This window comes from Acinetobacter sp. 22323, from assembly GCF_052044895.1.
Taxonomy (GTDB): Bacteria; Pseudomonadota; Gammaproteobacteria; order Pseudomonadales; family Moraxellaceae; genus Acinetobacter; species Acinetobacter schindleri.
On the sequence record NZ_JBQEOL010000005.1, the window covers coordinates 18,714 to 40,213 of the forward strand.

Annotated in this window: 21 protein-coding genes; 12 read left to right on the forward strand and 9 right to left on the reverse strand. The window is 41.3% G+C overall.

Features of this window, described 5'->3' with window-relative positions:
• Positions 1-36: 36 nt before the first annotated feature.
• Positions 37-927: a sulfite exporter TauE/SafE family protein gene (locus tag ACTJIX_RS04655; protein WP_262478318.1), complete on the reverse strand. Its 891-nt coding sequence runs from the start codon at positions 925-927 to the stop codon at positions 37-39.
• Between the two features lie 559 nt (positions 928-1,486).
• On the opposite strand from ACTJIX_RS04655, the gene lpxB reads away from it, so the two are divergent.
• Positions 1,487-2,659, forward strand: a complete 1,173-nt coding sequence (lpxB, locus tag ACTJIX_RS04660; protein ID WP_262478319.1) for a lipid-A-disaccharide synthase — start codon at positions 1,487-1,489, stop codon at positions 2,657-2,659.
• Positions 2,660-2,671: 12 nt separating this feature from the next.
• Here the strand turns inward: lpxB and ACTJIX_RS04665 are convergent, their stop codons facing one another.
• Positions 2,672-3,604, reverse strand: a complete 933-nt coding sequence (locus ACTJIX_RS04665) for an AraC family transcriptional regulator (protein ID WP_262478363.1) — start codon at positions 3,602-3,604, stop codon at positions 2,672-2,674.
• Between the two features lie 178 nt (positions 3,605-3,782).
• Between ACTJIX_RS04665 and ACTJIX_RS04670 the strand changes: the two genes are divergently transcribed.
• Positions 3,783-4,997 (forward strand): alkane 1-monooxygenase, encoded by a 1,215-nt coding sequence (locus ACTJIX_RS04670; RefSeq protein ID WP_248603751.1) that lies wholly within the window; start codon positions 3,783-3,785, stop codon positions 4,995-4,997.
• 66 nt (positions 4,998-5,063) lie between these two features.
• On the opposite strand, the gene ACTJIX_RS04675 is transcribed toward ACTJIX_RS04670, so the two are convergent.
• A complete protein-coding gene (locus ACTJIX_RS04675; RefSeq protein WP_262478320.1) occupies positions 5,064-6,851 on the reverse strand; it encodes an acyl-CoA dehydrogenase in 1,788 nt (595 codons plus the stop codon).
• A gap of 113 nt (positions 6,852-6,964) precedes the next feature.
• Here ACTJIX_RS04675 and ACTJIX_RS04680 point away from each other — a divergent pair, with 113 nt between their 5' ends.
• Positions 6,965-7,945 carry a GlxA family transcriptional regulator gene (locus tag ACTJIX_RS04680; protein WP_034434244.1) on the forward strand — a complete coding sequence of 327 codons (981 nt, stop codon included), beginning with the start codon at positions 6,965-6,967 and terminating at the stop codon, positions 7,943-7,945.
• 7 nt (positions 7,946-7,952) lie between these two features.
• Here ACTJIX_RS04680 and ACTJIX_RS04685 read toward each other — a convergent pair whose 3' ends face one another.
• Together ACTJIX_RS04685 and ACTJIX_RS04690 are read right to left on the reverse strand one after the other, a co-directional pair.
• The gene (locus ACTJIX_RS04685) at positions 7,953-9,149 is read right to left on the reverse strand and encodes an MFS transporter (protein ID WP_262478321.1); all 1,197 of its coding nucleotides are present in this window, start codon (positions 9,147-9,149) and stop codon (positions 7,953-7,955) included.
• Positions 9,142-9,582 carry a MarR family winged helix-turn-helix transcriptional regulator gene (locus ACTJIX_RS04690; RefSeq protein ID WP_005222306.1) on the reverse strand — a complete coding sequence of 147 codons (441 nt, stop codon included), beginning with the start codon at positions 9,580-9,582 and terminating at the stop codon, positions 9,142-9,144. Before ACTJIX_RS04690 ends, ACTJIX_RS04685 begins: the two co-directional genes overlap by 8 nt.
• Before the next feature lie 254 nt (positions 9,583-9,836).
• Here ACTJIX_RS04690 and ACTJIX_RS04695 point away from each other — a divergent pair, with 254 nt between their 5' ends.
• Positions 9,837-10,556: a hypothetical protein gene (locus tag ACTJIX_RS04695; RefSeq protein ID WP_262478323.1), complete on the forward strand. Its 720-nt coding sequence runs from the start codon at positions 9,837-9,839 to the stop codon at positions 10,554-10,556.
• Between the two features lie 332 nt (positions 10,557-10,888).
• Here ACTJIX_RS04695 and ACTJIX_RS04700 read toward each other — a convergent pair whose 3' ends face one another.
• Both ACTJIX_RS04700 and ACTJIX_RS04705 read right to left on the reverse strand, forming a co-directional pair.
• Positions 10,889-11,443 carry a thermonuclease family protein gene (locus ACTJIX_RS04700; protein ID WP_108675274.1) on the reverse strand — a complete coding sequence of 185 codons (555 nt, stop codon included), beginning with the start codon at positions 11,441-11,443 and terminating at the stop codon, positions 10,889-10,891.
• A 232-nt stretch (positions 11,444-11,675) separates the two neighbouring features.
• Complete coding sequence (locus ACTJIX_RS04705; RefSeq protein WP_005222303.1) at positions 11,676-12,593, reverse strand: LysR family transcriptional regulator; 918 nt, start codon at positions 12,591-12,593, stop codon at positions 11,676-11,678.
• A gap of 91 nt (positions 12,594-12,684) precedes the next feature.
• Between ACTJIX_RS04705 and ACTJIX_RS04710 the strand changes: the two genes are divergently transcribed.
• The 5 genes from ACTJIX_RS04710 to ACTJIX_RS04730 all read left to right on the forward strand — a co-directional run bounded on the left by ACTJIX_RS04710 (position 12,685) and on the right by ACTJIX_RS04730 (position 17,094).
• A complete protein-coding gene (locus tag ACTJIX_RS04710) occupies positions 12,685-13,926 on the forward strand; it encodes an acyl-CoA dehydrogenase family protein (protein ID WP_004895058.1) in 1,242 nt (413 codons plus the stop codon).
• Between the two features lie 50 nt (positions 13,927-13,976).
• Positions 13,977-15,098, forward strand: a complete 1,122-nt coding sequence (locus ACTJIX_RS04715; protein WP_184104669.1) for a phosphotransferase family protein — start codon at positions 13,977-13,979, stop codon at positions 15,096-15,098.
• Positions 15,095-15,793, forward strand: coding sequence for a histidine phosphatase family protein (locus ACTJIX_RS04720; RefSeq protein ID WP_005222301.1), 699 nt, complete (start codon positions 15,095-15,097; stop codon positions 15,791-15,793). Before ACTJIX_RS04715 ends, ACTJIX_RS04720 begins: the two co-directional genes overlap by 4 nt.
• Positions 15,794-15,829: 36 nt before the next feature.
• Complete coding sequence (locus ACTJIX_RS04725) at positions 15,830-16,573, forward strand: SDR family oxidoreductase (RefSeq protein ID WP_005222300.1); 744 nt, start codon at positions 15,830-15,832, stop codon at positions 16,571-16,573.
• Positions 16,574-16,752: 179 nt separating this feature from the next.
• The gene (locus ACTJIX_RS04730; protein WP_440611233.1) at positions 16,753-17,094 is read left to right on the forward strand and encodes a hypothetical protein; all 342 of its coding nucleotides are present in this window, start codon (positions 16,753-16,755) and stop codon (positions 17,092-17,094) included.
• Positions 17,095-17,227: 133 nt separating this feature from the next.
• Here ACTJIX_RS04730 and ACTJIX_RS04735 read toward each other — a convergent pair whose 3' ends face one another.
• Positions 17,228-17,758, reverse strand: coding sequence for a hypothetical protein (locus ACTJIX_RS04735; RefSeq protein ID WP_184104671.1), 531 nt, complete (start codon positions 17,756-17,758; stop codon positions 17,228-17,230).
• A gap of 270 nt (positions 17,759-18,028) precedes the next feature.
• Between ACTJIX_RS04735 and ACTJIX_RS04740 the strand changes: the two genes are divergently transcribed.
• The 3 genes from ACTJIX_RS04740 to ACTJIX_RS04750 all read left to right on the forward strand — a co-directional run bounded on the left by ACTJIX_RS04740 (position 18,029) and on the right by ACTJIX_RS04750 (position 20,734).
• Positions 18,029-19,090: a fatty acid desaturase gene (locus ACTJIX_RS04740; RefSeq protein ID WP_004895036.1), complete on the forward strand. Its 1,062-nt coding sequence runs from the start codon at positions 18,029-18,031 to the stop codon at positions 19,088-19,090.
• Positions 19,091-19,403: 313 nt separating this feature from the next.
• Entirely contained in the window at positions 19,404-20,114 is a 711-nt protein-coding gene (locus tag ACTJIX_RS04745; RefSeq protein ID WP_440611234.1) for an SGNH/GDSL hydrolase family protein, read from the forward strand.
• 35 nt (positions 20,115-20,149) lie between these two features.
• Positions 20,150-20,734: a uracil-DNA glycosylase family protein gene (locus tag ACTJIX_RS04750; RefSeq protein WP_004895032.1), complete on the forward strand. Its 585-nt coding sequence runs from the start codon at positions 20,150-20,152 to the stop codon at positions 20,732-20,734.
• 143 nt (positions 20,735-20,877) lie between these two features.
• Here ACTJIX_RS04750 and ACTJIX_RS04755 read toward each other — a convergent pair whose 3' ends face one another.
• On the reverse strand, positions 20,878-21,405 hold the full coding sequence (locus ACTJIX_RS04755; protein ID WP_051005992.1) for a hypothetical protein: 528 nt from the start codon (positions 21,403-21,405) through the stop codon (positions 20,878-20,880).
• Between the last annotated feature and the right edge of the window lie 95 nt (positions 21,406-21,500).

Sequence of the window (21,500 nt, forward strand, 5' to 3'; positions counted from 1 at the left end):
ATCTTTGAAAAAAAAGTGATGAATCTGAGGTTTAGTTTAAACGGCCTGAGATTTTTCTGCTTCCGTTACCAACTCGGGTTGAGCTGGTTGGGCAGGTTTGGATTTGACTGGATTGAGCATAAAGTTTACACCCAGACAGAACAGGGTAACACCCAGAATTTTACGGATAATTTTCTCAGGCATACGTGAACTGATCAATGTGCCGATCACGATTGCAGGAATAGAACCCACCAGTAACCAGCCTAACAAAGCAAAGTCTACATTACCTGCGCTCATATGGCCCAAGCCTGCGACTAAAGTTAGAAGTACGGCATGCACCACGTCAGAACCGATAATACGAATCATCGGCAAATTCGGGAACATCAGAATCAATGCCATAATACCGAATGCCCCTGCGCCCACTGAAGACAAGGTCACAAAAACACCAAGCACGATTCCCATGATGATAATCAGAGCGCGTTTTTTGCCAGATTTAAAATCGACTTTTTCCAGATCCTGGGTCATATCTGGCAATTCTTGTTTACGGTATTTATTAAAGAACTTCTCAATTGAAGCGCGGAATATAATAGAAATACCGGTCAGCGTTAGCATAAAACCGAGTACCATGGTGAGTACTGCTTTATAATGGGTAGATTGACTGAGATAGTTCTCAAGTACCCAATGGGTTGCAAATGAGGCAGGAATACTGCCGATTGCCAGCCAGATCACAATGGGCCAGACAATATTCATTTTTTTTGCATGGACAAAAGAACCGCAGAATTTAGAGATTGCGGCATATAGAAGGTCAGTACCGATTGCAATGTGCGGTTCAATCCGGAATAGGCTGATCAAAATTGGGGTCATCAGTGAACCACCGCCGACACCAGTAATTCCTACACAGAAACCAACTAACACACCTGCTAAAATAAACTCAATCGGACCAAACATCTATATATGCCAATATCAAAAAACGAGCATATCTTATGACTATTAAAGATAAGTGGTTGTCTTGATTAATGATTTGCTTATTCCAAAATAAGATAAAGCAAGTGATTAAGGAGGTATTTTTTCAGCGACAAAATTGGTCTAAAGGATAAGTCCGATACGCTTTCCAAAGAATTTTCTTATAGTTAGGAAATACGATGAAGATAGGTGAAATCGAATTCATGAAATATGATTAACAGTATAAAATTTCTTCTTTATTAAAATAAGCAGATTTATTTGATTTAAAAATAGGCTTTTCGTGATAAGGGAAATTAGAAATTTGGTAGATCATCCCTTATATCATTTTTCAATCGAGCATATTTGTAGTCATGGTGATCCTGGTTATTCTTATCTAAAGTGAATTCAGAAAATCCCAGTAGTCATCATTATATTTGTAGATATAGCGCTTTAAATTTTTACATTCATCATTTTTAAACCATTTCATGCAGATCGGGATCAAGTTCAGCCTTAAGTTTTTCGTCTTATGCTAATATGCTGACAGCAATTCTCTGAGGATCACATCTTGCAAAAACGGAAGCTTAAAATTGGAATCGTCGTGGGTGAAGTATCGGGAGATACCTTAGGTGCCAGTCTGATTCGTCGTTTTCGTGAGCAGGGTATTGATGCTGAATTTGAGGGCATTGGTGGTCCACAGATGATGGCAGAAGGTTTTAAAAGCTATTATCCAATGGATATTCTGTCAGTGATGGGTATTGTCGAAGTCTTAAAAGATATCCGTAAGCTGTTTGCTGTACGTGATGGACTGGTGGAGAATTGGACGAAAGACCCAGTCGATGTATTTATCGGCATTGATGCACCAGACTTTAACCTGCGTTTATCCAAGAGCATCAAGCAACGACAGTTGCCAATCAAAACCGTTCAATATGTCAGCCCATCCGTCTGGGCATGGCGTCAGGGACGTGTACATGGCATTAAAGCCAGTATCGATCTGGTACTGTGTTTATTTCCATTTGAAAAAGTCTTTTATCAAAAATGGCAGGTATCCGCTGCATTTGTCGGACATCCATTAGCGAGTCAATTGCCGATACAAAATCCACTGACTGAAGCAAAGCAGGAGCTGGGACTCGATCCTGCCCAGAAATATATTGCCTTGCTGCCAGGCAGCCGGCGTGGAGAAATTGAACGTCTTGGGCCATTGGTGCTGGATACTGCACAAATTTTGCAACAAAAACATCCTGAATATATCTTCCTGATTCCTGCCATCAATGATGCACGCAAGCAGCAAATTCAAGCCTTACTACAAACTTATCCAGAAAGCTTACAGGCCCAAATTCGTCTGATGGAAAATACCGGTAGCGATTCCAAAATCGGTCGTCAGGTCATGAATGCAGTAGATATCGTCGCTTTGGCATCGGGAACAGCAACTCTGGAAGCAATGTTGTTACATCGTCCAATGGTGACTTTCTATAAGCTGCATTGGTTGACTTATCGTATTGTTAAACTTCTGGTGAAAATTCAGTACTATTCATTGCCAAATATTATTGCTGGCAAGAAAGTGATTCAAGAGCTGATTCAATCTGAAGCAACCCCTGAGAATCTTGCTGCCGAAATTGAAGCATTAATGAATGTTGAAGCAGCACAGATTCAGGCGATGCAGCATCTGACCATGCATAAGCAACTACTTTCAGGGAATAGTGAAGATCCTGTGACTGCCATTTTAGAACTGGTAAAATAATCTTCTCAGCTATTATTGACCCTGATGCTGCTGACGATACTGGCTCGGGGTCAGTTCAAACTGCTTTTTAAAACTCTGACTAAATGCAGTTTCTGAAGAATAACCTACGCGATGCGCAATCTGTTGCACGGTCATTAAGCCATCTCTTAAATAACGTGCTGCCAGACGCATCCTGTGCTGTTGCAGATAAGCCAAAGGCGTTTCACCGACCACTTGCGTAAACAATTGTGCAAATTTGGAACGTGACATATGGCATTGTTCAGCCAGACTTTCAACGGTCCAGCTCTGTTCTGGCTGGCCATGAATGGCAGCTAAGGCACTGGAAAGTTCAGGATGGCTTAAGGCATTTAACCAGCTGGAGGCATGCCGGGCATTCAAAATATAATCCCGCACACATTCAATAAGTAAAATACTGACCAGATGATCGAGAATACGGTCACGGCCCGGACGTGTATTCTGGGTTTCTAAAGCCAGGAACTGTAATCCGATCTGTAACCATTCCGGGGCTGAATCACTCAAAATATGCTGGATATGCAGATAATCCGGCAAAGAGGTAATTAGCGGTCGCGCCATCTGGATATCCATTTTTGAACGAATCGCCAGAATAAAGTTGCGTTGTGGCTGGACCTGACCGAAATCAATACTTTGCTGTGAATGCGAAGCAAAGAAGCTGTTAATGGGACTACTTTGTGTTAGTTCTTGATCATTTGGACAATGCAGCTGGTGCGCTTTGGCAGATGGAAGCAGAATCAGATCACCCTGCTGTAAGACAATGACATGGTCTGAATCTTCAAAGCTGAGCTGTGCCTGTCCATGCAAAATCACATAGGCCAGCATGGACGGTTCATGTCTGTATAACAGTCGATAAGGGTGATGAACATTCAGGTAGATATATTCTGATTTGGCTAAATGTATGTCATCAAAAATTTTACTAAGCGCATCCATGCGTGTTCTATTCTGAATTAAAAAGATATTTTTATTTAAGTCTGCATGTGAATTGAGGTCAGAAATCGGCTGATCAGGACAAAGACGCTGACATAGCTTTTCTGGACGCTGACAACTGTGCACATGCGCTGAATTATTCAACTATAAGGGCAGGGTAACATAAAACAGGAGGGTCGCAATGAATGCCCCTGCAAAAATCACAAATATTCACCTGGAGCAGGACGCTCAGTTGCTGAAGGGCCGCCAGCTAGATAAAAAACGTTTCGGATGGCTGTTGAGTCCGGGTCTACCAGTCATCGGTATGGGTATTTTGGCCGGCTACCATTTTGGACCGAAAGCCACCAAGAAAGTTTTTGCCTTGGGTGGGCCATTATTACTGCATGTCATCATTCCGACACTAGATGCTCTGATTGGCGAAGATGAAAATAATCCCAGCGATGATCAGATCAAAGCTTTGATCAAAGATCCTTATTATGACCGTATCGTAAAATTGTTTATTCCTTTGCAAATGGCTGCTAATGCTTTTGCAGGCTATGTGGTATCACGCCCCAATGTCTCATTGACCGATCAGGTTCTACTCGGGATCTCGATGGGTGCAATTAATGGGGTTGGCGTAAACACCGCCCATGAATTGAGTCACCGCCCGAATAAATCTGATCACTACTGGTCACATGCCAGCCTGATGCCACTGGCTTATAACCATTTCCGGATTGAACATCCTTATGGACATCATAAACGGGTCGCGACGCCTGAAGATCCCGCCTCATCAAAAATGGGGGAATCATTCTACAAATTCTGGCCGCGTACGGTGTTTGGCGGACTTAAATCTGCAATTGAAATTGAAAAACGCCGTTTACAGCGTAAAGGCTTGAGTTTCTTTAGCAAGGAAAATGAATTGTTTCATGGCTGGGGGATGAGTGCTGCTTATCATGGCTTGATGCTGAAAACCTTTGGCAAGAAGATTATTCCATATACGTTAACACAGGCATTTTATGGCATCAGCCTGTTTGAAATTGTCAATTATATTGAACATTATGGTTTGAAGCGTGCTGAAACTGAGAAAGGTAAATACGAGCGTACTTTGCCTGAACACAGCTGGAACAATAACAATATTGTTACCAACCTGTTTCTGTATCAGTTACAACGCCATTCTGATCATCATGCGTTTCCAAGCCGACCGTTTCAGGCATTGCGCAATTTTGAGGAAGCACCTGTCTTGCCAAGCGGTTATGCGACCATGCTGATTCCAGCTTTGATACCACCACTATGGTACAAAATGATGGATAAGCGTGTGTATCAACATTATCAAGGCGACCTGAACAAAGCCAATATCTTGCCTGCTAAACGCAAGCAGATTTTCAGAAAATTTGGCATACAAGATAATGCAGCTTAACTATTTCCAGTTTTGAATAAAAAATGCGCCTTTCAGGGCGCATTTTTTATTCATTTTCGTTAAATCTTAAAACCATTCTGGCTGCATATTCAGGCAGGTATCATCAAAGTTCATCAGTAATTGTGCCTGATGTTCAACTTCAGGCAGTTCCCAGCGGATAAAATATTGAGCTGCCTGCATTTTTCCTGTCAGGAATTGTTGATCTTCGGCATAGTCAGACGAGGCAAATTTTAACTGTGCCTGATTCGCCATTTCCAGCCATAACCAGGCAATAATGGTTTTACCCATCATATCCAGATATAAACCTGAATTCGCCAATGCTGCATCAACTCGGCCTTGATGCAAAGCCTGACCTAAAACCTGCGTGGTTTTTTGCACAGTCGCAAGATGCTTTTTAAAAGTTTCTGCCAGTTCAGCTAACTTATGATCCTGAATCTCGGATAAAGTCTTCTGGATACGCTGCATGAGCAGGCTTAAACCTTTACCGTTGTGTTGCCACAGTTTACGACCGAGTAGATCTAGAGACTGAATGCCATAAGTGCCTTCATGGATTGGATTCAGACGGTTGTCCCGGTAGCATTGTTCAATCGGATATTCACGGGTATAGCCTGCACCACCCAAGACCTGAATCGCCAGGTCATTGGCTTTGGGGCCATAGGCAGAAGGGAAGGATTTGACCACTGGCGTAATCAGATCCAGCAAAATAGCACTCTCTTCATCCTGAGCTGCCTGATGTTCATCAATCAGGCGGGCTGCAAACAGACACAGTGCCAGTGATGCTTCAACATAGGACTTCTGGGTCAACAGCATACGTTTAACATCGCTATGCTCAATAATATTCACTGGTTTACTGTTTGGATCTTTATCGGCTACCGGACGTCCTTGTGGACGGTTTTTGGCATAATTCAGAGACTCCAGATAACCACGATAGCCAATCATTGCCGCACCAAGTCCCACACCGACACGTGCTTCATTCATCATCTTGAACATATATTTTAAACCATGACCTGCTTCACCAAGTAAATAGCCTAAGCAATTGTCATTTTCCCCAAAGCTCAGCACCGTCGAGGTAGTCCCGCGATAGCCCATTTTATGCAGTAGGCCGGCCAATTGAACATCATTAGACTCATCAAGTGAACCATCGGCACGGGTCTTGAATTTTGGCACAATAAACAGGGAAATACCCTTCACGCCTTGAGGTGCATCCTGAAGCCGGGCAAGCACAAGATGCACAATATTTTCAGTAATGTCCTGGTCACCCCCAGAGATAAACATCTTTTGACCTTTAATCCGATAGGATCCATCTGCCTGAGGGATGGCCTTCGTGGTCAGATCACCAAGGGATGAACCAACATCCGGTTCTGTCAGTGCCATGGTGCCAGAAAAACGGCCGCTGAACATATGGGGTACAAACGTGTGTCTTTGTTCCTCGGTGCCGAAAGCCTGAATCACATTGGCTGCGGCAGCGGTCAAGAAAGAATAAGCCACCGTTGATGGATTGGCAGACATAAAAAAGGCATTACACGCCATATTGACCAGAATTGGTAACTGCATACCGCCGGCATCATAATCATGTTGAGCGCAGAGTAACCCGGCATCGGCAAACTGTTTCCATGCGGTTTTGACTTCAGCAATGGTTTCGACTTTTTTGCCGTCAAAAGTTGGTTCGTGCTGATCTGCTTTGGCATTGTGCGGCGCAAAATAATCGGTAGCGATGCCTTGGGCCGTATCTAAAATACTGTCAAAGGTGGTTTTATCATGTTCCTGATAACGTTCAAGTTGGGTCAGCTGTTCCAGTTTAAAAACGTCATACAGCAGGAAATTTAGGTCTTTGTCATTGATAAGTTGAGTCATATTTAGTTTTAAATCGAGTGTTCATATGATGTGTTTAAGACTAGTAGTTGCTTTTATTTTTTAGAATTGTCAATAATGACACTTAAGATGTGAAAAGTGACAATGATATTCAGATGAAAAAGGTGGTGGTTTTAGGTTTTGATGGGGCTTTAGCATCGGCTATTACTGGAGTCGTGGATTTATTTGCCATGGCGGGCGTGAGCTGGAACCGGATTCAGCAGCAGGAAATTCATCGTCTGTTTCAGGTAGAAATTGCCAGTGCCCAAGGGCAGGCGATCCGTTGTATTAATGGGGTATTGATCCAGGCACATTTAGCTTATGCAGATATCAAGGATGTAGATATTGCTATTGTCCCTACGATTGCCGGACCGATTATCGAAACCTTGCAACAGAATCTGGAACTGATCCGTTATTTAAAGGAAGCAGACCGGCAGCAGAAAGTGATTGCAGGAAACTGTACGGGGAATTTCTTTTTGGCTGAAGCCGGTATTTTGAATGATCGCCAGGCGACCACGCATTGGGGCTTTCAGGATATGTTTCAGACTCTTTACCCTAAAGTAAAGCTTCATGCCGATCAGCTGATTAGTCGGGATCAGCATATCTACTGTGCAGGTGGTGGTCTGGCCTGGTTTGACTTAGGACTGCACTTGATTGAACGCTACTATGGTTTTGAGCTGGCGATGCAGTCAGCCAAATCCTTTGTGATTGATTATCGGCGTGACAGCCAGCTGTCTTATTCCTTACTGAAAATTAGCAAGCCGCATCATGACGAGCTGGTACAAAAAGTACAAGATTGGCTGGAACAGCATTTTCATGAAGCGCTTAATCTGGAACAACTGGCGACACGTTTTAACCTCACCACACGTACTTTGATTAGGCGTTTTAAACAGGCACTGGATGTGCCACCCAATCAGTATCTGCAAGCTATCCGGATTGAAGCAGCCCGTAAACGGCTGGAAGAAACCGAACAGGCGGTGGATCTGATCATGCAACATGTCGGTTACCATGATCCAAGCTCTTTCAGGCGATTATTCCATAAAAAAACGGGGTTAACCCCGTTAGAATATCGCCGTCGATTTAGCCGGCGCTTTTAGCATGCCATCAAGTTGCAGCAGCTTTGACTTTACGTCCATGCAGCAGGTAATACCAAAGCAGACAGCTGAGTGTAATGACCGCACTATACAAATACAAATACTGATAACCGATCTGATCCAGAAACTGGCCAATAAAATACGGTCCAAAACCAAGTGCAGCATCAAGAGCAATAAAGAAAGTTGATGTTGCCAGTCCCATACGCTCTATTGTGGTACTTTTTACCGCAATGGTCTGGCAAATGGATTGAATATTGCCATAACCAAAACCTAATAACGCTGCACTGGTGAGGAGCATCCATGAATTATGTGCCTGACTGAGTAAACCAATACCGATTGCCATAATCACAATCGCAGGATACATGATGATATTTTCGCCTTTACGATCCATCAATGGGCCGGTAAATGGGCGAGAAATCAAAATTGCGGCTGCATACATCAGGAAGAAGAATGAAGCTGCCTGCAAGAGGTCAATTTCCTTGGCATACAGGTTAAGAAAAGACAGTACACCGGAATAACATGCACCAGCAATCAGGATAATAACCGCAATAGGAAAAGCTTTAGGCTCAACAAACTGCGCGAGACATGAAGTAGGCGGAGCAGACTGTTGCGTACCAGCTTTTGCAGCCAGTTTTACTTTTGAAGTATCGACACCAAAACTGAAGAACAGACAGGTGAAAGCCACAATAGAAGTAAAAGTAAAAATCACCTTATAGTCATATTGTGACATTAGCCAGATCGCCAGGAATGGACCAACTGCAGTGGCTAGTGTACTACTGGTACTGAAGTAGCCAATACCTTCAGCACGTCGGGTTGCTGGAATGGTCTGGGCAATGACAGTTCCAATAACAGTCCCTGCGACACCCATCATAAAGCCGTGAGCAAAGCGGATCGCAATCAGATAAGGTACATCCACTGGAATAAAATACAGACCAGAGAACAGGAAAAAGCCCAAAGCTCCGGCAACCAGACTGGCTTTGGCACCCAGATTGGGCAGGAATTTTCCTATCAGCAATCGGCCGACTAAAGTCCCAACCACGAATACACCGGAGATTAACCCTGCTTGTGCAGTAGTGGCATCCAGTTCAGCTAAGGCATAACCAACACTGACAATAACCAGTAGATAGAACACCAGAACCAGCTGGAAGTTCATTGCACTGAGAAAAATAAAATTTTTCGTCCAAAGTTTGGATGGAGCTTCAGTCATGTTGAAGCTCCTTTCTCGCCTGAAGGGAATGCATAAACTCTAAAACAAAAGCATGAGCACGTTTCAGCTCATCTTTATTGAAGTCTTGCAGTAATTCTGCTTCCAGAACATCAATCTTGCCACAACATTGCTGGAACTGTTGTTTACCCATTTTAGACAGCTGCAGTAATTTCTGGCGTTTATCTGTCATGGGTTGTGATTCAATAAAGTTCATTTCCATCAAAGTATTTAAACGCTTGGTTACAGCAGGTTTTGAAATCCTGAGTTCCTGGGCGATATCCAGCGCCGTACATTGACCATTCATTTTGATAATGACCAGACTTTGCCATAAGGAATAATTTAAGCCATGTTCAATTAACACCGCATTCATTTCATCCCCGAGCAATCTTGCACAGCGTAATAATGCAAATCTAAAGCGGGAGGTAGTATCCATAAGGAATAATGTTAACCTGGTTAACTAAATGTGGATAATTTACGCTTATAAACATGAAAATTCAAGTGATGTATCAGTTGCTTCGATATGGCTTAACAGATATTTCAAGGAGTAAATGAGCTAATCTGGTGGGAAAAATCTTTAGTTTTCTTTAACATGCAAATCTGGATGCGAGCAGTGGCTAAGGTGGATTTATGCAGGATTTAGACCTAACAACAATTATCAGTGAATGTTTTAAAAGCAGTTCTAATTTAATGATGGATTTACATCAACCAGCAATTACCTTACCTGAACAGCTGATCCACGCAGTTAAAGAGGCAGCACAAACACGCGCATATACTGAAACAATTCATCATGTAATGTTGCTGGATCAATTTGATGCTTCACGACTGAGTTATGTCTTTAGTCCGCTTATTCTGTCCGTGCTAAAACATAAAACCATCTTTATCGCTCCAGCCAATACTGAACTGCAACAGGTGCTGGGGGAATATTTCCGGGTAGAAGCGCTGAAACTAAACCATACCCAGGCCTTACAGGAAATGGATATTTGCTTTGATTTGGCAATTGATGGTTGTTCCATGCCAGATTTACAGCGCTATGCTGTATTCAAGGCCTTACTTGAGCGAAATTGTAAGAGCCTGATTGTCATTGGAAATGAACTGGATGCTGAGTTGAAAATATTACTCGAATCATTCGGTATACAGGTTATCCAACACAAATTGATACAACAGAATTTTGATTTAACTGAAATTGAATTTAAAAAACTGTTATGGAAAAGGAAGACAGATTCAGTTGCCGTCACTTGTGAAGAGATCACGTCAGCTAATATTGAATTAGTTACTCAACTTAGCGGAATACAGCATGCCGATGCCGAGCGTCTAATTGATGACTTGATGTATAGCGAGCATCTGTTCGAAAAAGTCTCAGTCTTTGGCGAATTTACCGAAACTATTTATAAGCATCAGCTAAAATAAAAGATAGCGGAAAGGCATTATTGTCTCAGAGTTGTAGTGATTAGATTTTAGATATGCGCGCGGTGGCAGAGATGCCACACATTCCCCATCACGACACGACGTCGTAATGGGGGAATAAAAGACTTTTGCCTACTTTGAGTTTTTCCAAAGTAAGGTTCTGCCTGCACACAGCCACTTAGACTTTTAAAGAGAAGATAAAGCTGTGCAATACATAATTATAAATATTTATGAATATCATAAATTTAAAACATTATTGAGTTGCTATGATGACCTAATATATATCCTGATTAAAATTGTGGGACGGTAGTGAGCCAAAAGGCTCTTTATTCTGCTCAGGATTTTTTCTGTTTACGGTAAATACTTGGTCGTACCGGGTGTGTGCCGCGCCAGAGACCTTTCTTATTTTTCTTGGCATTGCTTTGCAGGCTCATCAGATAGGAGAGGTGTTTCTTGTCACGGATATATTCTTCATAAACCCAAGCCGCACCACGCTTGATGAGTTCTTCATTGACATTTTTACGACGTCGGTAAATGACTCCAACACAGCGTCCATAACGGTCAATATCGGTAATTTGCACACGGACCAGTCTATTCTTGATCATTTTTGCGACCAGCTGCTGGGATTCCTTGCCATAGGCCTGACTGGATTCAGGTGCATCCACATAGGCAAAGCGTAAGCGGGTTTCTGAACGACGGATATTGAAACGATAGCAGGTGAGGGTGTCGCCATCGCTGACGGCCTTAACTCGACACCAGTATTTTTTGCCTTTTTTGAAGGGGCGGAACAGTTCTTGTAAAAACACCACAAGTTTGTGCAGCAAATAATAGGAGAAACATAGAGCCACAAGGCCAAGTACAATTTGCCAAGAAGTTGAGAGATGCAACAAAATTAAAATCCAGAAGAAGCGCAGTCAGGTGAAGAAATAGCTGACTTATAAAGTGTTCATTCTAGATCAAAGCCTCACGTCTTAAGGCTCTGTAACCGTTTATACGAAGATTTTTTAAGCAAACAAAATAGCCTAAGCAAATAACAAAAAACCAAGCTGCGATTCTTAGGAATAAACTTTAAAGGCTCTATAAATAGCCTAAGTATTTTTAAAATTCACTTATAAAAATAGCCTAAGCAAAAATTTTATTAATTTCACTCCGTAAAAATTGATGTCTCTTATTCTCTTGTAAATCCTTATACCAATACATCCCCATATTAATTTTCTGCAGTTTTACAGGAACTTCAAAAATTTTCAGGCTTTTATCAATATGCAAATGATTTAAAACATTTCGGGGAATGGTGAGCATCGCTAAGGGATGCTGCTGCAAAATCTGTAACGCCGTCGAGTAATGCTGACAACGCAGGAAAATCTGTCGAGATAGTTGATTACGGCTTAAATACAGATCTTCAACTAATACGCCAGTCCGGCGCGAAGACACACCAATATGTGGGGAGGCGAGATAACTTTTTTCCGTGACTTGTTGCTGTTGAGTACAGACGACAAACTCATCCTGATCCAGTAATTCAAACTGGATTTTGTCGCCCAAAGGCTGTTCCAGATCGATCACAAAATCAACTTGCTGGGTTGCCAAATCAGAAACAATATTCTTTCGGTCCAGTTTAATACTGACAAACTGAATATCTAGATTAAAACGCTGAAAATGTGCGACCAGTTTTGGCAAGATCATCGGTTCAATTTCATCATGCACAGCAATCTTTAGATTTTGTACCAAGGTTGGCTCAAATTGCTGGTTCTGGATGGAAATATTCTGGATGGTGATGAGGGCATGTTTAATTTCTGAATAAATCTGTTCCGCAAACGGCGTTGGCTGCATTTTACTGCCAGTCCGTACAAACAAATCATCCTGCAGATGCTGTCTTAGACGCTGTAAGGCATGACTGGCAGCAGACTGGGTAATTGACAGGATTTGGGCAGCCCGGGAAATACTTTTCTGTTCAAAGACAGCAACAAAAAGTGGATATAAATTGATATCGATCCGATGGAAACTGCGAAGATCAATACTGTTTTCATTATGAATCTGTTGCATATTAAACTATGGAATAAAATCATTTTATTCATAATAGGTTTTAGGTTAAGGTCTTGTAAAGCAGAATAATCATATCCAGAGGAAAGTTGCCATGTTTGAGCTATCAGCACGTGCACAGGACTACGTTGAACGCACCAGAAAATTTATTAGAGATGAGATCGAGCCAATTGAGGCAGATTTCTGGCATCAGGTGCATGAGCTGAATCAGGGCGGTGACTGGACCAAATGGCAATGGCCGGCTGAACTGGAAAATTTAAAAGCCAAAGCCAAAGCAGCAGGGTTATGGAATATGTTCCTGCCATGTGCTGAATTGGGTCAAGCATTGTCGGTCAATGAATATGCGCATATTGCTGAACTGTCTGGACGTAGTCTGATTGCACCAACGGTATTTAACTGTAATGCTCCAGATAGCGGCAATATGGAAGTATTATGGCGTTATGGATCTGAACAACAAAAACAGCAATGGCTCATGCCGTTATTAGAGGGAAAAATCCGCTCGGTATTCTGTATGACTGAACCCGCAGTGGCCTCCAGTGATGCCACCAATATGCAGGCAACGGCGGTCATTGAAGGTGATGAAATTGTATTAAATGGCCGTAAATGGTGGTCATCTGGTCTGGGTGATCCAAATGCCAAAATCATTATCTTTATGGCACATACTCCCGATGAAACTAAAGACCGTCATCATCAGCATTCCATGGTTTTAGTTCCAGTCGATACTGCGGGCGTGAAAATCGAGCGTATGTTGCCCGTCTTTGGTGATTATGATGCTCCACATGGCCACGGCGAAGTTAGTTTTGATAATGTGCGGGTACCAGTATGCAATTTTATTGGGGGCGCTGGTCAGGGCTTTGAAATTGCCCAAGGTCGTTTAGGCCCAGGTCGTATTCATCACTGCATGCGTTGTATTGGTGCAGCAGAAAAATCTCTGGAACTGATGATTGACCGTGGTATGAGCCGCACGGCGTTTGGTAAAGAAATTTTGAAACTGGGTGGCAATCTGGAACGGGTCGCAGAAGCACGGGTTGCGATTGATCAGGCGCGATTATTAACCTTGTATGCTGCCTATAAAATGGATACTTTAGGGAACATGGCGGCTTTGACAGAAATCTCGGCCATTAAAGTCGTGGCACCAAGTGTGCTGGAAAAAGTCGTGGATATGGCAATCCAGATTCATGGTGGCGCTGGTGTTTCACGTGATACACCATTGACCGGATTCTTTGCCCAAGCACGTGCGCTACGTTTGGCAGATGGCCCGGATGAAGTACATAAGGGCATGATTGCAAAATTAGAGTTGGCAAAACGTGGTTATAGTACGCGTCGTAAAAAATAAGTCTTAAGTTTAAAGATATTTAGATAGTAAAAAGATTTTAAGGAAATATTATGGCAGTCATTGATGTCGGTGGAAAAGTTCGTGAGGGTGAAGAACTGGATGTCCGCGCTATAGGAAACTGGCTGATTGAACACGGTGAAAATATTAAAGGTCCAGTTGAAGTCACTCAATATTCTGGTGGTGCGTCGAACTGGACTTATCGGCTGAAATATAGCAATGCCGATTTAATTCTGCGTCGTCCACCTAAAGGCACCAAGGCCAAATCTGCACATGACATGGCGCGTGAATATCATGTGCAACGGGCACTGGCTGATCACTATCCAGTTGTTCCGGAAATGTTGTTGCTATGTCAGGATGAATCAGTGATTGGCTGTGATTTCTATGTGATGAAACGCATTGAAGGCATTATTCCACGAGCGAATTTGCCCAAAGATCTGGACTTCAGTGAAGCTCAGGTACGCGAACTTTGTATCAATGTCATTGATAAACTGATCGAGTTGCATCAGGTTCCTTATCACGGTACTGAACTGGAAAAGTTAGGCAAAGGTGAGGGTTACTGCCGACGTCAGGTAGAAGGTTGGGATAGCCGTTATGACAAAGCTAAAACGATTAACGTACCTTCATTCAAGTACGTACGTAACTGGTTAAAAGATAATATTCCTGCCGATTCTAAAACCTGTGTGATTCACAATGACTGGCGTTTTGATAATGTTATTCTGGATCCTGACAATCCAACACAGGTGATTGGGGTACTGGACTGGGAAATGGCGACTCTAGGCGATCCACTTATGGACTTGGGTTCTGCCTTGGCTTATTGGGTGGAAGAGACTGACAATGCAATTTTTAAGGCAACCCGCCGTCAGCCGACCAATCTAAAAGGGATGTTTACCCGTAAGGAGGTTGTGGATTACTACCTGGAAAAAACTGGATTACAGCCAGAGAATTGGACCTTCTATGAAGTATTTGGCATTTTCCGTTTAGCGGTAATTGCCCAGCAGATTTATTATCGTTACTACCATAAACAAACCAATAACCCGGCGTTTAAAGATTTTTGGGTGGTAATTCATGCATTGCATATCCGCGCCTTAAAGCTGATTGGCAAACAAAAGATCGAAGCCAATGATCTTGCCCAGAAGTATATGAACAAATTTAAAGAGTTAATGCCAAAATGACCACCATTTACCTGATTCGACATGGCCAGGCATCTTTTGGAGCAGAAAGCTATGATCAGCTTTCTCCCAACGGTGAGCTGCAAGCCAAGTTACTTGGACGTTATTTCGATTCTATTCTTAAAGAAGCACCTGTGGTGATGGCTGGATCAATGCAACGTCATCAGCAAACAGCGCAATTGTGTCTGGATGAATGTTTTCCTGAAAGTGAATTGATTACCAATTCTGCCTGGAATGAATTTAATCATACTCAAGTCTTTGCCAGGTATGAGCCGCGATTTAATCAGCCGGAATTATTAAAAGAAGATGTGGCACAACATGCCAATCCTCGAGCGTATTTAAGCAAAATCTTTGAAGGGGCAATTGAACGCTGGACGGGGGGAGATTATCACCATGAATATGAAGAATCCTGGCCAGACTTTAAAAACCGTATTGAATCTGCATTGCAAGATCTATGCAATGAACTGGCTGAGAAAAGACCGCGCTATGCTGTAGTGTTTACTTCGGGTGGCGTTATCTCTGTGGCAGCAGGGAAAATTCTAGGCTTGAGTCCGAGCAAAACTTTTGCCTTAAACTGGGCCATTGCCAATACCAGCATGACGACTTTGCGTTTGGTGGGTAATGAACCGCAGTTACTTAGTCTGAATGAACATCATTTTATTAAGGCAAATCAACCAGAATTACTCACCTGGATCTAAAAGATCTGGAACAAAATGATTTTAAAGGAATAAAAAATGGCTAAAACAATTCTAATTACCGGGGCAAGTTCCGGAATTGGTGCAGGTATGGCACGTGAATTTGCACAAAAAGGTTATAATTTGGCAATCTGTGCGCGTCGTATGGAACGTCTGGAAGCTTTAAAGCAGGAACTGGAAAACCAGTACGGGATCAAAGTGATTGCCAAAACCCTGGATGTGACCAACTATGATCAGGTCTTTGAAGTATTCCGTGCCTTTAAGGAAGAGTTTGGTAGCATTGACCGAATTATCGTGAATGCTGGCGTTGGTGAAGGTCGTCGTATTGGAAAAGGTAACTTTGCTATTAACAAAGCTACGGTGGAAACCAATTTTATTTCTGCCTTAGCCCAGTGTGAAGCTGCAGTGGAGATTTTTCGTGCGCAAAACTCAGGTCATTTGGTCATGATTTCATCCATGAGCGCAATGCGTGGTATGCCAAAACACCTGACCGCCTACGGGGCTAGTAAGGCAGGAGTCGCGCATCTGGCAGAAGGAATTCGTGCAGAGCTGATTGATACACCTATTAAAGTGACGACGATCTTCCCGGGTTATATTCGTACTGAAATTAATGAAGGTGCGAAAAAACTGCCTTTTGAGGTAGACGAAAAAACGGGTTCGCGTTTATTGGCTGCTGAAATTGAAAAAGCGCCGGTTAAAGCGTATGTACCAAAATGGCCTTGGTTACCGTTGGGCTTGGCTATGAAAGTATTGCCACTAAAACTGGTGAATAAACTAGGATAATTCTTGTTTGGATGATCAAAAAGCTCCTAACGGGGCTTTTTTATTTTTGGAATTGAAACATTTTGACTTTAAAAATTAAGAAAATAATGTCTGGAAATTATTTTTTATAAATATGATTATACATTATGGTTTAGCATAGCTAAGGGTTGGTGAATATATGTATATGGGCTTATAACCAAATGAAAAAATTAGCTTTTATCATTATTCTGGTATTGACAGCAATGCCATATGCTCAAGCAGCATCTGATGAAGGAAAAAATCCGGATACGACCCGATTGTGTGAGGGAAAAGGACCTCATGTAAAGCTTACGGTTAAAATTGAGGGTCATACCATAAAAGGCTCATGTCAGATCGGCTTTAAACCTGCTCAAGTAAATGCCTTGCACTATGAAGCAATACGCGCTCCCGCTGTGCAAAATGCATGTAAGAGCAAAGCACGTGGTTCGACTCTTGTCATGAATGTAAATGGTGAACAGATACCGGGTAAATGTGATCTAGTCTTTAAAAGCAATCATTTCTAATAAATTCAACGATTCATGTGACATCACTATTTAAGTTTACCTAATAGATTTTTATTTTAAATCAAAATATTTAATAAAATTTTGATCATTTAAAGGGAATATAGATTCTGACTCTATATTCCTTTAGATATGTTTATTGATATGGGAAATAGTCAAAACAATTTACATTAGACTGATTAAGACGTTGTTGTTCATACACCATTTCTTTACGTTGCTCATCATAGTAGTTGTGTTTTTCCGAAATTGTGGCTAGTAGTGAAGCAGGTAGGTCTTTTCTATTCCTGTTAGCGTCTAATTGCATAACATTTATAGCAGCTATAGCTGCACTTTCTGCTTCACATAAAATTTTTGTCTTTTTACTAAAATGTAGGTCATCCCGATTTGCTTGAACATACTCAGCGATTTTTTTATCATACTGTTTTTCGTAATAATTTAAAGCATGTATGATTTGCCCTGCTGTCATATTTACGGTAATTTGAGGCTTTGTATTAGTCTCCTGACCAATAACTTTTCCTCTCATTAATTCAGGATTATTAGTCTGAAGCATTGGGTTTAAAACATAAGTATATAAACCATCTTTAACTTTTCCCCAATTAATACCTTCCGCGAGAACCGTTGAGCTAACAGTTAGAGTTAGTGCTAAAATAGCTAATTTAATTTTCATAAATATAAGTTAAGTTATTGGAAAAAAATGAAGTTATATTTTAATATTCAACTTTATATGTATGAAAATTCACCTTTAGTCTAGGAATATATCTACTAAATTATTTAAAAGTGAAATCGCTTAAATAAAATACAATATTATTAGAGTGAAATTTATTTTGTAACAACTGCTGTTTTTCTAAACATCCTGCTTTGAAAACTAGAGATATCAACTTTTATTTTCCGTATTTTCCTTTAATGTACACCTGTCCATAAATTAAAGGTTGTACATATGTCTTCATCCTCGGATATGACCAGTCAGCAGCGGATTGCCAAAGTCAGAACTGTGGTCATGCAGGCTGGCGAGGACCTGCGAGCACGATATCCCATCCTGAAACATCAAAATTTCATTGGTGCGAGTATTCTGACTTTTGCCTGGTCAGGCATGATTATATCTGCGTTGGCCTTTTATTATGGATATCTGACCGCATGGATCACCATTCCACTGATTGCCATATTTGCATCCTTAACACATGAATTGGAACATGATTTGATCCATTACATGTATTTCAAAAAAATGCCATGGGCACATCATTTAATGCTGGCTTTGGTATGGTTGGCACGTCCGAATACGATCAGTCCGTGGGCACGTCGTCGCCTGCATCTACATCATCATAAATATTCAGGGACTGAAAGTGACTTGGAAGAACGTGGTATCAGTAATGGTATGCCGTGGGGGACTCGACGTATTTTAGTGATCAGTGACCAGTTGATGTCAGTCTATCTGCGGCCATTTCAGATGTTCAAAATGATCCACCTGTTTCTGGAAAAGCAGCCTGAAAAAGAACGTAAAATTGCACAAATTTCACAGCTGCTTGGCTTTTTGCCTTTAAGTATTGTTTACTACGGTTTGTGTTATGTATTTGCAGTATTTCATATTTCCAATGCGATCGTACCCATGTTTGGTTATGAAATGCTGTGGTCACAAAGCATAATCGAGGCCATGCCATGGGTTAATTTAATGGCAGTCATTTGGGTGCTTCCCAACTTTATCCGTTCTTTTAGTTTACAGTTTGTCAGTTCAAATATGCATTATTACGGCGATATTGACCCGCGTGATGTAATCAAACAAACCCAAGTCTTGAACCCATGGTGGATGATGCCATTTCAGCTATTCTGCTTTAACTTTGGTGCAACACATGCGATCCATCATTTTGTCGTAAAAGAGCCATTTTATATCCGTCATATGACTGCCAAGACCGCACATAAAGTCATGAAAGAAGTAGGTGTGCGCTTTAATGATATTGGAACATTCCGTCGTTTAAATCGCTGGAATGAAATCAAAGCTAAGTAAAATAATAATGAAGTAAAATCCTGCTATAAGCGGGATTTTTTTATTTCTATACTTTAATTTTAATACAGAATTATTAAGAAGAATTTTAAGCGGTATATATTGATATTGTGTTTTAATTTTTTGATTATTAATTGTTTTTTATAATAATGGCGAATACTTTTTTAAAATACTACAGCCATTATTAGGGGACAAGGCATAGAAATGGATAGAAATATAAATATGTGAATATTCATAAAAAGTGACTATTAAGTTGTTACTTGAAGATTATAAACTGGGGTAAAATTAATCCTATCCTTATATAAATTAATCCATTATGTTGCTCAAAGCTGCTACGATTGCCTTAATACCTGCTCTAGTCATCCAGGGTAATCGCGTCAAGAAAAAAACGCTACGATTACCAGAACCTGCTGGGGAACGCGAAGGTTTGATTGGGCAAGGGAAACCTTTATCCATCCTGATTGTTGGAGATTCGGCAGCAGCCGGTGTCGGGGTAGATCATCAAGAAGACGCATTAACTGGGGCAATCTTAAATCAGCTCCAGCAAGATTATCAGATTCGCTGGAAACTTCAGGCGAAAACGGGAGATGCGACTTCCAACGTCATTCGCGTATTAGAAAAAATTCCGGCTGAACACTATGATGTTGTAGTGACTTCAGTCGGTGTAAATGATGTTACCAAGCTGATACCCGCAGATGTGTGGATTAAAAAGCAGCAGAAACTTTATCAGGCGATTGAAAGTCGCTTTAGTCCTGAGTTAATTATCGCGGCCGGTGTTCCACCAATGAACATGTTCCCGGCTTTACCAAATCCATTAGCTTGGTTATTTGGTCATTATGCCAAAGCCATGAACTCTGAGCTGGAGAAATTTGTCAGCAAGAAAGCCAATATGCAGTGGATTGAGTACGATATCAAACAATATCAGGCACTCAATCTGGAAATGGCCAAAGACGGTTTTCACCCGAGTAAAGAAGTTTATACGCTTTGGGGACAGGAAGTTGCTACAAAAATCCGCCAAAAATTTTAGAATAGAATTTCTATACACTAATTTAGTGGAATTTTATGTCGGATATTGAAACCCATCCTCTAGAACCTTTTTTACCGGAAAATTCCAAACTTCTGATGATGGGCAGTTTTCCGCCACCAGAAACACGTTGGAAAATGCGTTTCTATTATCCAAATTATCAAAATGATATGTGGCGGATATTTGGTTTAATTTTCTTTCATAATAAAGATTACTTTCTGGATATTGCCAATAAGAATTTTCAGGAGATGCTGATTCGGGAATTTTTGCTGGAAAAAGGTATTGCGATTTTTGATACGGCGTATCAGATCCGGCGATTGAAAGGGAATGCTTCAGATAAATTTCTGGAAATTGTTACGCCAACTGACCTCAACAAACTGCTTGTTCAGATGCCTTTATGTCATAGCATTATGACCACAGGCGATAAAGCGACCGAAACCCTGATGCTATCCATGCCTGAAGGCACAGAAAAACCTGCTATCGGGCAGCCGAGTAAAGCACATTTTGCTGGACGTGAACTAAAACTCTATCGAATGCCATCATCATCACGAGCCTATCCATTGGCTTTGGAGAAAAAGGCGGAAGCCTATCGGCAATTGTTTAGAGATGCTGGACTGATTTAGGTTTTAGCAATAAAGGTGAATGCAATACTTATACTGTTTACGTTAAATCTATCTTGATTGAAGCACATATTTCATTTTGGGATTAAGAAAATAAAATGCATGCATATTTATAGTTAATTACCAACTAATAGTAAGTATTAAATCTATGTATCCGGCATCATTTGTGGATATTCCACCCATTTAAAACCATGCGCCTGAAAATCCCGAACATGGCTAAAGTCAGACCAGATCAGGCGGCTGCCTTTGGTCCATCTTAATAGTTTTATTCTGCGATGGACCAGCTCCAGTTCAGTTTCAGTTGCAGGTCGCAGTTCACTGATTTCCGCATATAAACGTACTCCTGGATAACTGCTAAATTTACCGCTCATTAAAGATTTTAGCCAAAATGACTGGCTACTATTTACTGCTTGAATACACGCTTTCGAACTATGTGGAAGGTTCTGTTTCAGGCTGGTACAGTAGCGGTCAAAGAAAAAGCCTGTGGGTTTATATTCATGTAAAAATAAAGTGCCGATGGGACTGCTTGTAGGAAATCCATCAGAGGTGATTGTAGATACCGAGCAGTGCATGGCAGCACGCTGGGCATCAGCAAAGACATTCCGGATCTTAAGCCAATCTTGAGGCTGAATATTTACCATCATAAGGTTATCTTCATTTTTTATTATTTTCATTAACATAGCATAGAGCATATATAAAATTGCCGAGACATTACGACTTACCATTCATCTCTATAGAAATTTTAAAATAAAAAAGGCGATTGAATCGC